At 68.2% G+C, this 18,963-nt stretch carries 15 protein-coding genes; 9 read left to right on the top strand and 6 right to left on the bottom strand.

The features are described 5' to 3' along the window. Positions 1-149 precede the first annotated feature (149 nt). Both ACTJIL_RS13865 and ACTJIL_RS13860 read right to left on the bottom strand, forming a co-directional pair. Positions 150-1,883: a M28 family metallopeptidase gene (locus tag ACTJIL_RS13865; RefSeq protein WP_440756206.1), complete on the bottom strand. Its 1,734-nt coding sequence runs from the start codon at positions 1,881-1,883 to the stop codon at positions 150-152. An 80-nt stretch (positions 1,884-1,963) separates the two neighbouring features. After that, a complete protein-coding gene (locus ACTJIL_RS13860; RefSeq protein ID WP_440756205.1) occupies positions 1,964-2,653 on the bottom strand; it encodes a hypothetical protein in 690 nt (229 codons plus the stop codon). A 121-nt stretch (positions 2,654-2,774) separates the two neighbouring features. Between ACTJIL_RS13860 and gpmI the strand changes: the two genes are divergently transcribed. The 3 genes from gpmI to ACTJIL_RS13845 all read left to right on the top strand — a co-directional run bounded on the left by gpmI (position 2,775) and on the right by ACTJIL_RS13845 (position 7,107). After that, complete coding sequence (gpmI, locus tag ACTJIL_RS13855) at positions 2,775-4,340, top strand: 2,3-bisphosphoglycerate-independent phosphoglycerate mutase (protein WP_440756204.1); 1,566 nt, start codon at positions 2,775-2,777, stop codon at positions 4,338-4,340. Beyond that, complete coding sequence (locus tag ACTJIL_RS13850) at positions 4,340-5,584, top strand: murein hydrolase activator EnvC family protein (protein WP_440756203.1); 1,245 nt, start codon at positions 4,340-4,342, stop codon at positions 5,582-5,584. The genes gpmI and ACTJIL_RS13850 overlap by 1 nt, the downstream gene beginning before the upstream one ends. A gap of 176 nt (positions 5,585-5,760) precedes the next feature. Continuing rightward, positions 5,761-7,107 carry a S41 family peptidase gene (locus ACTJIL_RS13845; RefSeq protein ID WP_440756202.1) on the top strand — a complete coding sequence of 449 codons (1,347 nt, stop codon included), beginning with the start codon at positions 5,761-5,763 and terminating at the stop codon, positions 7,105-7,107. Between the two features lie 755 nt (positions 7,108-7,862). On the opposite strand, the gene ACTJIL_RS13840 is transcribed toward ACTJIL_RS13845, so the two are convergent. Both ACTJIL_RS13840 and ACTJIL_RS13835 read right to left on the bottom strand, forming a co-directional pair. After that, positions 7,863-8,183, bottom strand: a complete 321-nt coding sequence (locus ACTJIL_RS13840) for a DUF1820 family protein (protein WP_440756201.1) — start codon at positions 8,181-8,183, stop codon at positions 7,863-7,865. 23 nt (positions 8,184-8,206) lie between these two features. Continuing rightward, positions 8,207-8,899: a rhomboid family intramembrane serine protease gene (locus tag ACTJIL_RS13835; RefSeq protein WP_440756200.1), complete on the bottom strand. Its 693-nt coding sequence runs from the start codon at positions 8,897-8,899 to the stop codon at positions 8,207-8,209. A 215-nt stretch (positions 8,900-9,114) separates the two neighbouring features. On the opposite strand from ACTJIL_RS13835, the gene ACTJIL_RS13830 reads away from it, so the two are divergent. Next, positions 9,115-10,497 (top strand): OmpP1/FadL family transporter, encoded by a 1,383-nt coding sequence (locus tag ACTJIL_RS13830; protein ID WP_440756199.1) that lies wholly within the window; start codon positions 9,115-9,117, stop codon positions 10,495-10,497. 178 nt (positions 10,498-10,675) lie between these two features. Here ACTJIL_RS13830 and putA read toward each other — a convergent pair whose 3' ends face one another. Beyond that, positions 10,676-13,918, bottom strand: coding sequence for a bifunctional proline dehydrogenase/L-glutamate gamma-semialdehyde dehydrogenase PutA (gene putA / locus ACTJIL_RS13825; protein WP_440756198.1), 3,243 nt, complete (start codon positions 13,916-13,918; stop codon positions 10,676-10,678). A gap of 283 nt (positions 13,919-14,201) precedes the next feature. On the opposite strand from putA, the gene coxB reads away from it, so the two are divergent. The 5 genes from coxB (at position 14,202) to ACTJIL_RS13800 (ending at position 18,487) form a co-directional block, all read left to right on the top strand. Then, the gene (gene coxB, locus ACTJIL_RS13820; protein WP_440756197.1) at positions 14,202-15,125 is read left to right on the top strand and encodes a cytochrome c oxidase subunit II; all 924 of its coding nucleotides are present in this window, start codon (positions 14,202-14,204) and stop codon (positions 15,123-15,125) included. A gap of 61 nt (positions 15,126-15,186) precedes the next feature. Then, positions 15,187-16,809 (top strand): cytochrome c oxidase subunit I, encoded by a 1,623-nt coding sequence (ctaD, locus tag ACTJIL_RS13815; protein WP_440756196.1) that lies wholly within the window; start codon positions 15,187-15,189, stop codon positions 16,807-16,809. A 23-nt stretch (positions 16,810-16,832) separates the two neighbouring features. Then, complete coding sequence (locus tag ACTJIL_RS13810; RefSeq protein ID WP_440756195.1) at positions 16,833-16,964, top strand: hypothetical protein; 132 nt, start codon at positions 16,833-16,835, stop codon at positions 16,962-16,964. Continuing rightward, positions 16,961-17,575 (top strand): cytochrome c oxidase assembly protein, encoded by a 615-nt coding sequence (locus tag ACTJIL_RS13805; RefSeq protein ID WP_440756194.1) that lies wholly within the window; start codon positions 16,961-16,963, stop codon positions 17,573-17,575. The genes ACTJIL_RS13810 and ACTJIL_RS13805 overlap by 4 nt, the downstream gene beginning before the upstream one ends. 33 nt (positions 17,576-17,608) lie before the next feature. Continuing rightward, positions 17,609-18,487 (top strand): cytochrome c oxidase subunit 3, encoded by an 879-nt coding sequence (locus tag ACTJIL_RS13800; RefSeq protein ID WP_440756193.1) that lies wholly within the window; start codon positions 17,609-17,611, stop codon positions 18,485-18,487. A gap of 201 nt (positions 18,488-18,688) precedes the next feature. On the opposite strand, the gene ACTJIL_RS13795 is transcribed toward ACTJIL_RS13800, so the two are convergent. After that, a complete protein-coding gene (locus tag ACTJIL_RS13795) occupies positions 18,689-18,907 on the bottom strand; it encodes a twin transmembrane helix small protein (protein WP_440756192.1) in 219 nt (72 codons plus the stop codon). Between the last annotated feature and the right edge of the window lie 56 nt (positions 18,908-18,963).

Genomic DNA, 18,963 nt, shown 5'->3' with positions numbered 1-18,963 from the left:
CCTCCCCCTGCCGTCGCAGGGGGAGGGGCCAAAGCAACGGCTCGCGGCTGAAGCCGTTCTCAAAGGTCGCTCGAAGGTCGCTTGCCGGCGGTGAAAGAAGGACGGCGCCTTTCGGCGCCGTCCGGGAGATCACGCGAGGCCACAACCGCTCACTGCGCCGCCGGCTTGCCCGCCATCATCTTGTCGCGCTGCGCGCGGAATGCATTGCCCTCGTACCAGTTCGGCCACTGGTCGCCGTCGACCAGCACGCGCCCGACGCCGTACAGCGCCTGCAGGTCCTCGATCACGCCGTCGAGCTTCCAGCTGTCGGAGAACTCGTCGGCCGGCTTGTGATAGCGGTTGGCGTTGTAGTCCTTCGCCGCGGCCTCGCCCGCAGCGCGGCCGCCGTCGACCAGGTCCTCGCCGCTCTCGGTGTACAGCGCGGGCACGCCGGCCTTGGCGAAGTTGAAGTGGTCGGAGCGGAAATAGAAGCCGCTTTCCGGCGTGCTCTCTTCCTCGAGCGTGCGGCCCTGTTTGTCGGTCTGCGCCTTGAGCAGGTCTTCGAGCTCAGAATTGCCCTTGCCGACGACCACCAGGTCGCGCGACTTGCCGTACACGCCCATCGCGTCGATGTTGATCACGCCCACGGTCTTGTCCAGCGGGAACGCCGGGTGCGCGACGTAGTACTGCGAGCCGAGCAGCCCCGATTCCTCCAGCGTCACCGCGACGAACACCAGCGAGCGCTTGGGCGCCGGCGTGGTCCTGGCGAACTTTTCCGCGACCTCGATGATGCCCGCCACGCCGGTCGCGTTGTCGACCGCGCCGTTGTAGATGACGTCGGCCGTGCCGTCCGGGGTCTGCTCGCCATCGTGCTTGCCCAGGTGGTCCCAGTGCGCCATGTACACCACCGCCTCGTCGGGCCGCTCGCTGCCCGGCAGCACACCGATCACGTTGCGCGACGACTTCTCGGAGACCGTGCTCTTGAGGTCGAACGACACCGTCGCCTTCATCGGCACCGCCTTGAAGCCGCGCTTGTTGGCGGCCTTGTACATCGCGTCGAGGTCGAGGCCGGCGTCGGCGAACAGCGTCTTCGCCGCCTCGCCGGTGATCCAGCCCTGCGCCGGCAGGCGCGGCGCCGGGTCGTCGGCCGCGCGCAGGTCGTACTGCGCACCGGACCATGAGCCGCGCACCACGTCCCAGCCGTAGGACGCGCCGGCGGTGTCGTGGATGATCAGCGCCGCCTTCGCGCCCTTGCGCGCGGCTTCCTCGAACTTGTAGGTCCAGCGCCCGTAATAGGTCATGCGCTTGCCTTCGAACAGCGCGTCGTCGTTGGCGTGGAAGCCCGGGTCGTTGACCAGGATCACCACCGTCTTGCCCTTGACGTCGATGCCGGCGTAGTCGTTCCAGCCCAGTTCCGGCGCATCGACGCCGTAGCCGACGAACACCAGCGGGCTGTCCTGCACCTTGATCTCGGCTTCGCCGGAGCGGGTGCCGATCACCATGTCGTCGCCAAACCTGAGCTCCTCGGCCTTGCCGTCGACGTCGAGCTTCAGTGCGGTGGATTCGTCCGCGGTGGTCTCGGTCATCGGCACGTCCTGGAACCAGGTGCCGTTGTTGCCCGGCTGCAGGCCGATGCGCTCGAACTGCGCCTTGATGTACTCGACCGTCTTCTCGCCGCCGGGCGTGCCGGGGCCGCGGCCGGCGAAGTCGTCCGAGGCCAGGGTCTTCACCAGTTCGGAAAAGTCTCCGGCATCGATGTCGTCGTTGAAGGCATGCGCCGATGCAGCGGGCTGCGCGTCGGGCGCGGGCGCCGCGGACGGGGGGTTGGCTGCGGTCGGTTCGCGGTTGCACGCGGCCAGCGCCGCGCCGGCGAGCAGGCAGAACAGGAGGTGGCGAGCTTGCATCCGGAAGGTCCCATGCAGTGGAAACCCCGGATTCTAGGCGCATGCGGCCTGCGGCGCCGTACCCTGCCGCATGCGGCTGCTCAGTCGTGCGGCGCGCGCGGGGTGTCGAATGCGACCGGCGTGGCGCCGGTGACCTTGCCGATGCGCGCGCTGGTGTGCACGTACAGGGTGACTTCGCGCTCGAACACCAGGTCGCCGTCGACCACCGCGTTGGGCCCGATCACGATCCGCGGCTTGCGGTTGCCACCGAACTTGATTGGCATCCAGTTGCTGGTCGGCTTGGTGACCTTGAGGCCGCCGTGGACATGCGAATCGATGCCGACGGTGACGTCGCCGTTGACGGTCTCGATGCCGCCGCCCACTTCGGTGGCGACGATGCCGATCGCGCCGTTGACGGTTTCGATGCCCTTGGCGACGTTGCCGCCGCGGTCGACGAAGATGCCGCCGTTGACGGTTTCGATGCCGCCGCTGATGCGCGCCTGCGTGCCGACGCGGATGCTGCCGTTGACCGTGCCCAGGTCCTCGGCTTCGATCCCGTCGCCGGCCTTGACGCTGCCGTTCACGGTCTGCGCGTCCCTGGCATGGGCGCCGTCCTCGAGGCGGATGCTGCCGTTGACGGTTTCGAGGTCGCCGTAGACCTGGCCGGATTCGGCGGTGATGCTGCCGTTCACCTTGTCGATGTCCACAACGTCGGACGCCGCGACCACGGCGCTGGAAGCCAGCAGCAGCGACAGGGCGAAGGCGAGGGGAAGGCGGCGTGTGGCGGACATGGCGGACTCCGGTGTGGCGATCGGGCGGGGTTGAACGGCAAGTGCGTGCCTGGGTGGCAGGGCTTAGCCTGCGCGTGCTTCGCTACAATCGCATCTATCCTTAGTCACTGGCCCTCCCGACGTGCCCGAAGCCTCCAGCGCCCCCCGCCCCAAGCCGGTCGTCCTGCTGATCCTCGATGGCTGGGGCCACCGCGAGGATCCGGCCGACAACGCGCTGGCGCAGGCCGAGCTGCCGAACTGGCGGCGGCTGTGGAGCGGCAGCCCGCACACGCTGATCCACACCGAGGGCCGCCACGTCGGCCTGCCGGACGGGCAGATGGGCAATTCCGAGGTCGGCCACATGAACCTCGGCGCCGGCCGCATCGTCTACCAGGACCTGACCCGCATCGATGCGGCGATCGAGGACGGCAGCTTCTTCGACAACGCCGAACTGCGCGGCGCCTGCGCGGCGGTGAACGCCAATGGCGGCACGCTGCAGGTGATGGGCCTGCTCTCGCCCGGCGGCGTGCACAGCCACGAGCGCCAGGTGTTCGCGATGCTGGAACTGGCGCAGCGCGCCGGCGTGCAGAAGGTGGCGGTGCATGCCTTCCTCGACGGGCGCGACACGCCGCCGCGTTCGGCCGCCGCGAGCCTGGCCGCACTGCAGGAGTGCTGCGACAAGCTCGGCAATGCGCACATTGCCAGCGTCAGCGGCCGTTACTACGCGATGGATCGCGACAAGCGCTGGGAGCGGCTGCGGCTGGCCTGGGACGCGGTCGTCGAGGCGAAGTCGGAACACCGCGCGGCTACCGCCGCCGCTGCGCTCGAGGCCGCGTATGCGCGCGGCGAGAACGACGAGTTCGTGCTGCCCACCGTGATCGACGGCGCCTTGCCGGTTGCCGACGGCGACGCCGTGGTGTTCATGAACTTCCGCGCCGACCGTGCGCGCCAGCTCACCGCCGCGTTCGTGTCGCCCGGTTTTGGACATGATGGCCGCGACGGCTTCGACGCGCGCCGGCCGAAGCTGTCGCGCTTCGTCTGCCTGACCGAGTACGACGCGAAGCTGCCGGCGGCCGTGGCGTTCGCGCCCGACGACCTGCGCGACACCCTCGGCGAACTCGCCGCCGCAAATGGCCTGAAGCAGCTGCGCATCGCCGAAACCGAAAAGTACGCGCACGTCACGTTCTTCTTCAGCGGCGGCCGCGAGGACGTGTTCGACGGTGAAGAGCGGATCCTGGTGCCGAGCCCCAAGGTCGCCACCTACGACCTGCAGCCGGAGATGAGCTGCCCGGAACTGACCGCCAAGCTGGTCGAGGCGATCGGCTCCGGCCGCTTCGACCTGATCGTGTGCAACATCGCCAATCCCGACATGGTCGGCCACAGCGGCGACCTGCAGGCCGCGATCCAGGCCGCGCAGGCGGTCGACCTCGCGCTGGGTGCGGTCGAGACCGCGGTCCGTGCGGCGCACGGCGCGCTGGTGGTCACCGCCGACCACGGCAACCTGGAGATGATGCGCGACCCGGTCACCGGCCAGCCGCACACCGCACACACGGTCGGTCCTGTGCCGCTGGTATACGTCGGCGATCGCCGTGACGTGGTGCTGCGCGCCGGAGGTTCGCTGCGCGACGTCGCCCCGACCGTGCTCGACCTGCTCGCATTGCCCAAGCCGGACGCGATGACCGGCCGCAGCCTGTTCGCGCCCGGCTGATGCCCGTCGCGCGCCGCCCCGGGTGGCTGTCGATGGCCGTGTTCGCCGGTGTCCTGGCGGCGGTCATCGCGCCGGCGCAGGCGCAGAGCAGCCGCGACACCCAGCGCAAGCTGGAGAAGGTCAACAAGGAACTGAAGGAAGTCGCCGCCGAGCGCCGCAAGATCGAAGGCAGGCGCGGCGACGCCAGCCGCCAGCTGCGCCAGGTCGACGAAAAGGTCGGCACCTCGGCTCGCAGCCTGCGCGAGACCGAAGCCGAACTCGCGCGGCAGCAGGCGGCGCTGTCGGGCCTGCGCGACAAGCGCGATGCGATGCAGGTCACGCTGGCCGCGCAGCGCAAGGAGCTGGGCGACCTGCTGCGGACCGCCTACACCATCGGCGACGACGCCCCGCTCAAGCTGATGCTGGCGCAGGACAAGGTCGCCGAGGCCAACCGCGCGCTGGCCTACCACCGCTACCTGCAGCGCGACCGCACCACGCGCATCGCCACGCTGACCACCGAACTGGCCGAGCTCGAGCGCGTCGAGCGCGAGATCACCCAGCGCCAGGCCGCCCTGGATGCCGCCAAGGCCCGGCAGCGCGAACAGCTGGCCGAACTCGAGCGCGACCGGCGCGAACGCAGCGCCACCGTCGCCCAGCTCGACAAGCGCTACCAGGACCGGCGCGACCGCGAGAAGGCGCTGGGCCGCGATGCCAAGTCATTGCAGACGCTGCTGGAACGGCTGCGCGCGGCCGCCGCGAAGGCCGCAGCGGAGCGTCGTGCCGCCGCGGCCGCTGCCGCCGCGCGGGCGAAGGAAAGCAAATCGACGCCCGGCCACAAGCAGCGCCCACCGCCGATCGAAGTGGCCAAGACCGCGCCGATCCAGGTCGGCGGCCTCGGCTGGCCGGTGTCCGGCACCCTGGTCGCCGGCTACGGCGCGGCCATGCCCGACGGCCACAAGAGCTCGGGCGTGCTGATCGGCGCACCGGCGGGCACCACCGTCAAGGCGGTCGCCGACGGCACCGTGGTGTTCTCCGAGTGGATGACCGGCTACGGACTGATCCTGATCGTCGACCACGGCAACGGCTACATGAGCCTGTACGCCTACAACGACGCCCTGCTCAAGGACGCCGGAGCGCAGGTCAGGCGCGGCGATCCGGTGGCCAGCGTCGGCAACTCCGGCGGCCAGGGCCGGCCGGCGCTGTACTTCGAACTGCGCCGCAACGGCAGCCCGGTCAATCCGAACAGCTGGCTGCAGAAGCGCTAGCCGGCGGGAGATGGTTGGGAAGCGGCCCTGTGGGAGCGGCCCGCTCACACCGGCAGGCCGCATTCGTTCAGGGGCTCCTTAACGGAACACCCGCGCCGCACCGCATAATCCGGAGAACCCGCGCGCGGTCCGGTGGTCCAACGCGCGCCACATCACGATGTCCCGCGGAGTCCTGCATGCGCCTTTCCCTTCCGATCCTCGCCATTGCCCTGCTGCTGGTCCGGCCCGCGTTCGCGCAGGAATTGCCGACCGGCGTGCAGGACGAGGATCCTTCCGCCGACGCGGTTGTGCCGGCTGACGATCCGGATGCGGCCGAGAGCGCCGCGAGCGGGGTGCCGCTGGAAGAAATCAAGCGCTATGTCGCGGTCTACAACGCGATCAAGGAAGCCTACGTCGAGCCCGTCGACGACAAGGCGCTGATGGGTTCGGCGATCCGCGGCCTGCTGCTGGACCTCGACCCGCACAGCGCCTACCTCGACAAGAACGATGCCGAAGCCTTCGACGAGGACACCAACGGCGCCTACGACGGCATCGGCGTGGAGGTGCAGCAGCTGGCCGACGGCAAGGTCAAGGTAATCGCGCCGATCGACGACACGCCGGCCGCGCGCGCCGGAGTGAAGGCAGGCGACACCATCGTTGCCGTCGACGGCAAGACCCTGACCCCGGCCAGCGCCGAAGGCCAGGGCCCGCTGCGCGGCGAACCGGGCAGCACGGTCAAGCTCACCATCGTGCGCGAAGGCGAACCCAAGCCGCTGCAGATCAGCGTCACCCGCGGCACCATCAAGATCGCCAGCGTGCGCGGGCGGATGCTGGAGCCCGGCTATGCCTACATCCGCATCAGCGCGTTCCAGGCCGACACCGCCACCGATTTCGAATCGACCCTCAAGCGCCTGCAGGCCGGCAGCGGCGGCAAGCTGCACGGGCTGGTGCTGGACCTGCGCAGCAACCCCGGTGGCCTGCTGACCACCGCGGTGCAGATCGCCGACGACCTGCTCGACGCGGGCGGCATCGTCAGCACCCGCGGCCGCACCCCGATCAGCGACGCGCGGTTCTCCGCGACGCCCGGCGACCTGATGCACGGCGCGCCAGTGGCGGTGCTGGTCGACGCGGGTTCGGCCAGCGCCTCGGAAGTGCTGGCCGGCGCCCTGCACGACAACCAGCGCGCGCGCGTGGTCGGCAGCCGCACCTTCGGCAAGGGCTCGGTGCAGACCCTGCTGCCGCTGGACAACGGCGACTCGATCAAGCTCACCACCGCGCGCTACTACACGCCCAGCGGCAAATCGATCCAGGCACGCGGCATCGAGCCGGACGTGGTCCTCAAGCCCGAGGGCAAGGAAGGCGCCGCAGCGCGCGCCGACTACGCCGAGGCGCTGCTGCCCGGCCACCTGCACGGCGACGAGGAAGTCGCCGGCAGCAACGCCGGCGACGTGCTGGACGGCGACGCGCCGATCGCCGCGGCGCTGGCCGAGCTCAAGAAGCCGGCGGTGGCCGCGGCCACCGCGGGAGCGGCTGCGCGCGATTGATCAAGTCGCGGTATCGCGCGGCTGTCGTTGCATGTGGGATGGAGACGCCGTTCCGCGACAAGGCCTGAGACTGTCTCTCCGCTCTCCGCTCTCCGCTCTCCGCTCTCCGCTCTCCGCTCTCCGCTCTCCGCTCTCCGCTCTCCGCTCTCCGCTCTGGTTTCTCACGAATCCAGAATACTGCGCATGCTGGCAGACCCGTAGGGCGGCGCACATGGATGTGCGACGTTATTCTACGAGGCAGGATGCCGATTAGAAAAATCCCTGCGTCGATGACTTGCCCGGTTAGCTCTGTACGGGGAAGCGTTTTTCTTTGCTTCCGTTTCTTTTGACGCTTATCAAAAGAAATGAAGCCGCCGAAGGCGGAAGCTTCTGACGTTCGTACTTATTGCACTTTGCGTTTTGAAGCCAAAAAGGCCAAGACCAAGAGCGTTTCGCCCGCTGCGCGGCCGAGTTCATTTCTTTGATAAGCGTCAAAGAAACGAACCAAAGAAAACGCTGTCCCCCGTACACACCTCCCGCAGGAAATTGGAGTTGCGCGGGGATTTTTCTAATCGGCATCCTGCCTCGTAGAAAAACGCCGCACGTCCTGTGCGGCGCCCTCCGGGTCTGCCGGCAGGCGTAGTGGGTCACGGTTCTTGAAAAGCCAAAGCCAAAGCCAAAGCTGAAGCCAAAGCTGAAGCTGAAAGGTCAGGAACTGGATGCTGGGGGCGCGTCCTTGATTCTGCGAATCACGGCGAGCATGACAAACGCCGGCCTCAGCGCGGCTTGGCCGGCAGCGGGAACGGCGTCACCACGCGTTCGCCGGATTCGGCGTCGCGGATCGCCGACTGCCCTTTCTTCTCGACTTCCTCGATGCGCACGATGCTCTGCATCGGCAGGTGCAGCACGCGGGTGTTGCCGAATTCCGCCTGCAGCCGTTCTTCGGTGGGATCCACCACCACGCCGCCGTGCACGTTGAACACCAGTTCGCCGATCTCGGTGAAGCCCCAGATGTCACTCGCCGCCACGTGCCGCGCGTACAGCTCGTAGACCTTGCCGTGGTTGTGGAAGACGATCTTGTAGAGACGTTTTGACATGGCCGGATTGTAAGGCCCCTCGATCAATACCCTTTCATCTTCCGCAGCCGCCGCGCGATGCCCCGGCGCGCCAGCAGGGCGAACACGATCCCGAATACGAAGCCGGAGATGTGCGCCGCCCAGGCCACCGCGCCGAAGGCCGGGCCGATGTAGGCGAACACCACTTGCAGCAGCGCCCAGATCCCGATCAGCAGCGAGGCCGGCGCGCGCACGAATTCCAGGAACAGCCCCAGCGGCAGCACCACGCCCAGGCGCGCGTTCGGGAACAGCGCCAGGTACGCGCCGATCACCGCCGAGACCGCGCCGCTGGCGCCGATGATCAGGCGGTCGGGCGTGCCGATCGCCAGCACCGCGACGAAGTTCGCGAGGCAGCCGCCGACCAGAAACAGCAGCAGGAACCGCCACGGCCCCATCACCCGTTCGGCCGGCAGGCCGAAGATCAGCAGGAACACCAGGTTGCCCAGCAGATGGGCCCAGTCGGCGTGCAGGAACAGCGCGGTGAGCAGGCGCAGCCAGTGCTCGCCGTCCGCCCAGGACCGCAGGATGTCCTCCGGCAGCTGGCCGCCGCTGAGCGCTGCCCATTCGAGCAGCAGCGCCCGTTGCTGCCCGCCCGGGCGGGTGCTGGCCCACAGGAACGCCAGCCACAGCACGGCCACCAGGGTCGGCGTGGCCCAGCGCAGCTGGTGGCGCTGGCGGGTGGGGATGGAGACGAACATCTGCGGGTTCCGTGGCGGCAGCCGGGGCCAAGATACCCGGTTGGCCGGAGTGCGCCACACTTGACGTGGACGCTTGCGCACCCGTCCACACGCCACGGTATAGTGCGTCCGCGTCGTCGGTCGGGAGGGGGCTTCCGGCAGGGCTGGCCAGGGCGGGAGACATCGCCCATGCCACGCGGCGTACCCGAAACCTGTCTACGGAGAGAGACCCAGCAATGCAGACCCATCCCCGCCTCATCCAGATTTCCGCCCTTGCGCTCGGCATCGCCGGCGCCATGGCTTTCAGCCAGGCCCACGCCGCTGCCTTCCTGCTGAAGGAAAACAGCGTCAAGGCCCAGGGCCGCTCGATGGCCGGCGCCGCATCCGCCAAGGGCGACGCTTCGGTGGTCGCCAACAACCCGGCGGTCATGTCGACCTTCGACAAGAACACCTTCCAGGCCGACATGACCGTGATCGACCTGTCGTTCAAGTTCAAGGGCGGCGGCAACGCCGCGGCCGGTTCGCCGCTCGCGCAGCCGCTGACCGGCGGCAACGGCGGCGACGCCGGTGGCCTGAACGCCGTCCCGGCGATGTCCTTCATCGCGCCGCTGAGCGGCCAGTTCGAATACGTCACCGTCGGCGCCATGATCAGCGCGCCGTTCGGCCTGAAGACCGAATATGACGAGGACTGGGTCGGCCGCTACCACGCGATCAAGTCGGACGTGAAGATCATCGACCTGACCCTGGCCGCGTCGCTCGACCTGAGCGATCGCTTCTCGGTCGGCGCCGGGTTGATCTACGAGCACTCCGACGTGACCCTGTCGAACGCCATCGACTTCGGCACCGGCATCTGCGCCAATCCGCAGACCCAGCCGCTGTGCTTCATGCCCAACCCGGTGACCGGCCCGTACGGCCCGCAGAAGCAGGACGGCAAGGTCTCGGTGAACGGCACGGACAACAGCTTCGGCTGGATCCTCGGCTTCAACTGGCGTCCGACCGACAGCCTGTCGTTCGGTTATTCGCACCGCTCCGAAGTCGACCATGAGGTCCGCGGCACCGCCGACTTCAGCGTGCCGGGCACGGCCGCGTTCGTCACCAGCACCGGTGCCTATGTCGATACCGGCGCGGGCGCCAAGCTGACCCTGCCCAGCACCGATACCTTCAGTGCCACCTGGGACGTCAACGAGAAGCTGTCGCTGATGGCCGAAGCCACCCTGGCCGGCTGGGACTCGCTGGAGGAGATCCGCATCGAGTTCGACAACCCGATGCAGCCCGACGCGGCCGAGGATTACAGCTGGAAGGACAGCTGGTTCTACTCGATCGGCGCCGAGTACAAGTTGAACGAGCGCTGGACGCTGCGTGGTGGTATCGCCCGCGACGACTCGCCGCTCAGCCTGCCGCACCGCACCCCGCGCATGCCCGACCAGGACCGTCAGTGGTACTCGATCGGCGCCACCTGGGCGGCGAGCGACAACTTCGACATCACCGCCAGCTACTCGCGCATCCAGCTGGTCGATACCCCGGTGGTGGGCATCGCCTCGTCGAGTGGTTCGTACATCAGCGGCGAGTACGACGGCGGCGCCGACAACTACGGCATCTCGGCGCAGTACCGCTTCTGATCCACGCTTCAGGCATCACGAAAAACCCCGCTTCGGCGGGGTTTTTTGTGGCTCGCCGCAGGTCGCGGGAGTCTTTGCGGCTGCCGTCCATGGCGCACACCCGGGCCTCGATCCGTCCGACCCGCTGCAGCGCAGCGGGCGTTCGCATGCGCGCGCGGCAGTGCCGCGCAAGCAGCGCCTACTCGCCCAACGTCAGCAGGGAGGCGTTGCCGCCGGCGGCGGTGGTGTTGATCGAGACGGTCTTCTCGGTGGCGAAGCGCGGCAGGTAGTGCGGGCCGCCGGCCTTGGGGCCGGTGCCCGACAGCTTCTGGCCGCCGAACGGCTGCACGCCGACCACCGCGCCGATCTGGTTGCGGTTGACATAGACATTGCCGACGTTGGCGCGCGCGACGATGCGTTCGATGGTCTCGTCGATGCGCGAGTGGATGCCCAGGGTCAGGCCATAGCCGGTGGCATTGATCGCGTCGATGACCTGGTCGAGGTCGTCGGCCTTCCAGCGGATCACGTGCAGCGCCGGGCCGAAGTTCTCGCGGGTCAGCTGTGACAGCGATTGCAGTTCCCACGCGCGCGGGGCGAAGAAGGTGCCGTGCGAGATGTTGTCGTCCCCGCCGTCGCCGGGCATGGCTGCCGTGGCGATCGGCTTGGCGACGCCGGCCATCTTCGCCGCGTGGTCCTCAAGCAGCTTCAGCGCGTCGGTGTCGATCACCGGGCCGACGTCGGTCGACAGCAGGCCGGGGTCGCCGACGGTCAGTTCGGCCATCGCGCCGGCGAGCATGCCGATGACCTTGTCGGCGATGTCGTCCTGCACGAACAGCACGCGCGCGGCCGAGCAGCGCTGGCCGGCGGAGGTGAAGGCCGAAGCCAGCGCGTCCTTGACCAGTTGCTCCGGCAATGCCGACGAGTCGGCGATCAGTGCGTTCTGGCCGCCGGTCTCGGCGATCAGCACGCCGATCGCGGCGTCGCGCCCGGCCAGTGCGCGGTTGATCGCGCGCGCGGTGTCGGTGGAACCGGTGAAGGCAACGCCGGCCACGCGCGGGTCGGCGGTCAGCGCGGCGCCGACGGTGGCGCCGTCGCCGGGCGCGAACTGCAACACCGCTTCCGGCACTCCGGCCTCGTGCAGCAGCTTGACCGCGTAGTAGCCGACGAGGTTGGTCTGCTCGGCGGGCTTGGCGATCACCGCGTTGCCGGCGGCGAGCGCGGCCGCGATCTGGCCGCAGAAGATCGCCAGGGGGAAGTTCCACGGGCTGATGCAGACGAACACGCCGCGACCGGCGAGCTGCAGGGTGTTGGATTCGCCGGTCGGCCCCGGCAGGGCGTCGACGGTGAACTGCTGCCGTGCCTGTCCGGCGTAGTAGCGCAGGAAATCGACCGCCTCGCGCACTTCGGCGACGCCGTCGGGGATGGTCTTGCCGGCTTCCCGGGTGCACAGCGCGATGTACTGCGGCATGCGCTGCTCGAGCAGGTCGGCGGCGTGCTCGAGGATCGCGGCGCGCGAGGCGGCGGGAGTCTGGTCCCAGGCCGGCTGCGCGGCAACGGCGTTGGCCAGCGCCTGGTCCACGGTTGCCGCGTCGGCGGCCTGCCACTGGCCAACCGTCTGACGCCGGTCGGCGGGGTTGGTCACGGCGATGTCGGGGCCGGTGAGGTTGGCGCCGGGCACCAGCGGCGTGGCGCGCCAGGGGCCGGTGGCGGCGGCGTTGACCTGTTCGGCCAGTGCGCGCAGCTGATCGTCGTTGGCGAGGTTGACGCCCATGGAATTCTTCCTTTCAGCATGTGGTCCCGCAGCGTGGCTGCGGTACAGGTCGGCCGGCAGCGGAATGCGTGGATGCGGGATCCCGTCGAATGCGGCCACGGTCTCGACCGGGTCGCGGACCAGGTCGTCGATGGCCACGTCTTCGTCGGTGATGCGGTTGACGAAGCTGGAGTTGGCGCCATTCTCCAGCAGCCGGCGCACCAGATACGGCAACAGGTCCTCGTGCGAGCCGACCGGCGCGTAGACGCGGCAGGGCACGTCGAGGCGGTCGGCCGGGATCACTTCGGCATACAGGTCGTCGCCCATGCCGTGCAGCTTCTGGAACTCGTAGCGGAACCGGTCGCCGTCGCGCGCGCCGCCGAGCACGGACTGCGCCAGGCGATGGATCGCGGCGATGGTCTGCGCGTTGTGGGTGGCGAACATCGGGTAGATCGCGTCGGTGGCCTCGAGCAGGCGGCGCGCGTTGGCCTGGTAGGACACATCCGTGTTGGGCTTGCGGGTGAACACCGGGTAGCCGCCCACGCCGTCGACCTGGGCGCGCTTGACCTCGCTGTCCCAGTAGGCGCCCTTGACCAGGCGCACCGGGATCCGGCGGCCGTGGCGGCGGGCGAGGTCGGCGATCCAGTCGATCACCAGCGGCGCCCGCTTCTGGTAGGCCTGCACGACGATGCCGAAGCCGTCCCAGCCGGCCAGCGACGGGTCGGACCACGCCGCCTCGATCACGTCCAGCGACAGCTCCAGCCGGTCGGCCTCCTCGGCGTCGATGGTCATGCCGATGCGGTACTGCTTTGCGCGCTGGGCGAGTTCGAGCAGCCGCGGGGCGAGTTCGGCCAGCACCCGCTCGCGCTTGGCGTGCTCGTAGCGCGGATGCAATGCGGACAGCTTGACCGAGATTGACGGCGCCGTGATCTCGTCCTCGAAGCGGCCACTGCCGCCAATCGCGTCGATCGCGCTGCGGTAGGCCTCGAGGTAGCGGTCGGCGTCGTGCTGGGTCAGCGCGGCTTCGCCGAGCATGTCGTACGAATAGCGGTAGGCGGCGTTGGCGCCCTTGCGCGACCGCGCCAGCGCCTCGGCGATGGTCCGGCCCATCACGAACTGGTGGCCCATGATCCGCATCGCCTGGCGCACGGCCAGCCGGATCACCGGCTCGCCGACGCGCCCGACCAGCCTTTTGAAGGCGTTGTGGACGTCGCGCCGGGTGTCGTCGGCCAGGTCCACCAGGTGCCCGGTCAGCATCAGGCCCCAGGTGGAGGCGTTGACCAGCACCGAGTCGGACTGACCCATGTGGCGCTTCCAGTCGGCCTCGCCGAGCTTGTCGCGGATCAGGCGGTCGGCCGTGCCCTGGTCCGGAATGCGCAGCAGCGCCTCGGCCACGCACATCAGCAGCACGCCTTCCTCGCTGCCCAGGTCGTACTGGCGCATGAAGGCCTCGATCGCGCCCTGGTCGGCGACGCGGGCGCGGACCCGGCGCACCAGGTCGGCGGCGGTGGCCTGGATCGCCGCCCGGTCGGCGTCGCCCCAATCGGGATGGGGCTGGTGCGCCTGCGCCAGCATTTCGCGCACATGTTCAGTTTCATCGCGGCTCCAGGCCGCGGTGATGGCCGCGCGCAGCGGAGCCGCTGGCGGCGGAAGTTCTGGAGACAGGATGGCGGTCACGGGGCACCCGGGCACGTAAGGCCGGCGATTCTAGGCCTTGCACGCGTGCGCGAACAGCCGGGCGGGCGCATGGACCGGCGCCGCGCGGGCGCCGTTGCTTGCCCGCAAACGTCGGTCGCAGCTACCATTTGGAGGTTATCCGCAGCTCGCCACCGTTCCTGCGCACGTTTACTGGCCCTTTCCCGGGTCGCGTGCGGGACTGGTCGCGTACTCGCCAGCCATGACGCCAACGAGGCATTCGGGGTTCGATGTGATGCAAGCCGGTCAGCTGAAACAAATGCGCACCAAGCGGTGGGCCATGCTCCGATACGGGGCGGGCCTGGGCCTGCTCGGGTTGTCCGCCAGCGCGTCCGCGCAGTCCGCCGACCCGGTGGAATGGCAGCTCAACATGGGCCGAGGCGTGACCACGCTGTCCAACCACGCCTACGACGCGCACATGATGGCGCTGTGGATCTGTGTCGGCATCGGCGTGGTGGTATTCGCAGCCATGGCCTATGCGATCTTCGCCTTCCGCAAGTCCAAGGGCGCGGTGGCCGCCACGTTCACCCACAACACCACCGCCGAGGTGATCTGGACGATCATCCCGGTGCTGCTGCTGATCGGGATGTCCTGGCCGGCCACGACCAAGCTGATCGCGATGTACGACACCCGCGATTCGGAGCTGACGGTCAAGGTCACCGGCTTCCAGTGGATGTGGAAGTACGAGTACCTGGGCGAGGACGTGGCCTTCACCAGCCGCCTCGACCGCGAGAGCGACCGCATCCGCCAGAGCGGTGAGCGCCCGACCCTCGAACAGTCCCCGCACTACCTGCTCGATGTCGACAACGTGCTGGTGCTGCCGGTCGACACCAAGGTCCGCTTCGTGATCACCGCCGACGACGTCATCCACTCCTGGTGGGTGCCGGCGCTGGGCTGGAAGCAGGATGCGATCCCCGGCATCGTCAATGAGGCCTGGGCCGACATCCAGAAGCCCGGCCTCTACCGCGGCCAGTGCGCCGAGCTGTGCGGCAAGGACCACGGCTTCATGCCGATCGTGGTCAAGGCCGTGTCGAAGGCCGAGTTTCGCCAGTGGCTGGCGGCGCAGAAGGCGGGCAACGCCCCGGCTCCGGCCGCCGCGCCCGCGGCCGCCCCGGCCGATGCCGTCCCGGCGCCCGAACAGACCGAAGCCGTACCTGCCACCGCGCAGGTGACCCCGCAGCCCGCCGTCGTCCCGGCAGGCTGATCGGCCGCACGCCCGCCGTAACCACACGCTGACAGACAAGCACACCCGAGGTAGGCAGCACATGTCCACGTATCCCGCAGCCGCAGGCTCCCAGGCCCACGACGACCACGGCCACAAGCAGAGCTTCGTCGACCGTTGGTTCTTCTCGACCAACCACAAGGACATCGGCACGCTGTACCTGCTCTTCAGCTTCCTGATGGTGATCGTGGGCGCCGCGTTCTCGGTGGTGATCCGCAGCGAGCTGACGATCCCGGGCCTGCAGCTGGTCGATCCCGAATTCTTCAACCAGATGACCACCATGCATGCGCTGGTGATGATCTTCGGCGCGATCATGCCGGCCTTCGTCGGCCTCGGTAACTGGATGATCCCGCTGCAGATCGGCGCGCCGGACATGGCGCTGCCGCGCATGAACAACTGGTCGTTCTGGATCCTGCCGTTCGCCTTCATCATGCTGCTGGGCACGCTGTTCCTGCCGGGCGGCGCACCCGCCGGCGGCTGGACCATGTACCCGCCGCTGATGCTGCAGGGCGGCGCCAACGTCGCGTTCACCATCTTCGCGGTGCACATGATGGGCATCAGCTCGATCATGGGCGCGATCAACATCATCGCCACCGTGCTGAACATGCGCGCGCCGGGCATGGACCTGCTGAAGATGCCGCTGTTCACCTGGAGCTGGCTGATCACCGCGTTCCTGCTGATCGCGGTGATGCCGGTGCTCGCCGGCGCGGTGACGATGCTGCTCACCGACAAGTTCTTCGGCACCAGCTTCTTCAACGCGGCCGGCGGCGGCGACCCGGTGATGTACCAGCACATCTTCTGGTTCTTCGGGCACCCCGAGGTCTACATCATGATCCTGCCGGCGTTCGGCATCGTCAGCGAGATCATCCCGACGTTCTCGCGCAAGCCGCTGTTCGGCTACCAGGCGATGGTCTACGCGCTGGCTTCGATCGCGTTCCTGAGCTTCATCGTCTGGGCCCACCACATGTTCGCCGTGGGCATGCCGCTGGGCGGCGAGATCTACTTCATGTTCGCGACCATGCTGATCTCGGTGCCGACCGGCGTGAAGATCTTCAACTGGGTCAGCACGATGTGGAAGGGCTCGCTGACGTTCGAGACGCCGATGCTGTGGTCGCTGGCGTTCGTGGTGCTGTTCGCGATCGGCGGCTTCTCCGGCCTGATGCTGGCGATCGTGCCGGCCGACTTCCAGTACCACGACACCTACTTCGTGGTCGCGCACTTCCACTACGTGCTGGTCACCGGCGCGCTGTTCGCGATCATCGCCGCGATCTACTTCTGGTGGCCGAAGTGGACCGGCCGCATGTACAACGAGTTCTGGGGCAAGTTCCACTTCTGGTGGACGCTGGTGTTCGTCAACCTGCTGTTCTTCCCGCAGCACTTCCTGGGCCTGGCCGGCATGCCGCGCCGCATCCCCGACTACAACGTGGTGTTCGCCGACTGGAACCTGGTCAGCTCGATCGGTGCGTTCGGCATGTTCATCACGCCGTTCCTGATGTTCGCGATCCTGTGGAGCTCCAAGCGCAGTGGTGCCAAGGCCACCGATCGCGTCTGGGAAGCTGCCAAGGGCCTGGAATGGACGGTGCCGTCGCCGGCGCCGCACCACACGTTCACCACGCCGCCGGTGATCCGCGACGGCGACCTGGCGCACGGCGACATCACCCACTGAGCGACGTGACGAGCGACCTGGCCATGACGTCCCCCGACCACCGCAGTGACGACAACGCGCGCCGCGGCGGCGTGCGTCGCACCGCGCTGGTGGTGGCGGCGATCGCCGCGGTGATCTATATCGGCTTCATCCTCAGCGGGGTGCTGGCGACGTGAGCGCGGCGGACGACAAGAGCAAAGGCAACGGCAAGGGCAACGGCCGCGGTACGGTCAAGATGGTGGGCGTGGCGATCGCCGCGTTCGCCTTCACCTTCTCGCTGGTGCCGATGTACCGCATCGCCTGCGAGAAGGTGTTCGGCATCCGCGTGGAGCAGGGGGCCATCGGTGGTGATCGCGCCGCCGCCCTCGAGGCGCGCAAGTCCGACCGCGTCATCACGGTGCAGTTCGATGGCGGCGTGAACTCGAAGCTGCCGTGGTCGTTCCATCCCGAGCAGGCGACGATGAAGGTGCGCCCCGGGCAGCAGTACGACACCACGTTCTATGCCCGCAACGACGGCGCGCGCGCCATCGTCGGCAACGCGGTGCCCTCGATCGCGCCGGCCCGCGCGTCGGGCTATTTCAGCAAGACCGAATGCTTCTGCTTCACCGCGCAGACGCTGGCGGCGGGCGAGGCGCGCGACATGCCGGTGCGCTTCATCGTCGCGCCCGACCTGCCGGACAACATCAAGACCATCACCCTGTCCTACACGTTCTTCAAGAACAACGAGTTGACCGCGCAACTCGAGGCGCCGGCGGGTTCGGCCGTCGGCTCGCGCGCGGCACCCTGATACCGACACCACTGGTTCCAACGGAAGACCACCATGGCCCAAGCCCACACCCACGATCCCAACGCCTACTTCGTGCCGCACAGCAGCCGCTGGCCGGTGTTCGCGTCGGTGTTCCTGTTCGTCTCGATGTACGGGCTGGCCAGCTGGTTCAACGAGGCCAGCTACGGCAAGACGATGTTCTTCGTCGGCATCGCCGGCTTGATCGCGATCCTGTTCAAGTGGTTCGCCGACGTGATCCTCGAATCGGTCTCCGGCTTCTACAACAAGCAGGTAGACGGTTCGTTCCGGATGGGGATGGTGTGGTTCATCTTCTCCGAGGTGATGTTCTTCGGCGCGTTCTTCGGCGCGCTGTTCTACGCCCGCCAGTTCGCGCTGCCGTGGCTGGGCGGCGCCGGCGACGGCGTGATGACCAACGCGCTGCTGTGGGACGGCTTCAGTGCCGCCTGGCCGAGCAGCGGTCCCGGCCAGGTCGGTGGCCAGTTCCAGACCATCCCGGCCTGGGGCCTGCCGCTGCTCAACACCCTGATCCTGCTGACCTCGGGCGTCACGGTCACCATCGCGCACCACGCGCTCAAGGCCGGCCATCGCAAGCAGTTGCTGGTGTTCCTCGGCCTGACCGTGCTGCTGGGCTGCACGTTCCTGTTCTTCCAGGTCGAGGAATACATGCATGCCTATTCGGAGCTGAACCTGACCCTGGGTTCGGGCATCTACGGCTCGACGTTCTTCATGCTGACCGGCTTCCACGGCGCGCACGTGACCCTCGGCACGATCATGCTGGCGATCATCTGGCTGCGCTGCGCCAAGGGCCACTTCAGCAAGGACGACCATTTCGCGTTCGAGGCGGTGGCCTGGTACTGGCACTTCGTCGACGTGGTGTGGCTGGGCTTGTTCCTGTTCGTCTACGTGCTGTAAGGCGCGCGCGGAGCAGCCGCGTTTCGGTTTCCCTCCCCTTCGAGAGGAGGGAAAGGGGATGGGTTGCCAGGACGCCGGGCAAACCCCATCCCGGCCTTCCCCTTGAAGGGGAAGGAGAAATGCCGGGCCGGTCTTCCCTTGAGGGGGAAGGAGAAAAGCTGCTCGCGAGAAGAAAGCGCCGGATCGGACCGGCGGCGCGTCTCAGCCCTGGATGCCGTGCGGCGTGATCCAGCCCATCCAGATCGCCAGGATCACCAGCAGGATCAAGGCGACCGACAGCGCGATACGCCTGGTCAGCGCGTTCACGGTGCGCTTGGTCTGCCCCTTGTCGACCAGCATGTAATACAGGCCCGCGCCGAGGTTCCACAAAATGACCAGCAGGAAGGCAACGATCAGCAGTGTTTTCAGCGAATCGTTCATGTCGGTCTCCGGGTCCGGCGCGGCGGGCGCATGAGCGGATTATCGCAGGCGCGGGG

It is taken from the genome of Luteimonas sp. 22616, from assembly GCF_052044325.1.
In the GTDB taxonomy this organism is placed as follows: domain Bacteria; phylum Pseudomonadota; class Gammaproteobacteria; order Xanthomonadales; family Xanthomonadaceae; genus Luteimonas.
The sequence above is the reverse complement of the archived record's forward strand: the minus strand, read 5'-3'. Positions and strand labels throughout refer to the sequence as shown.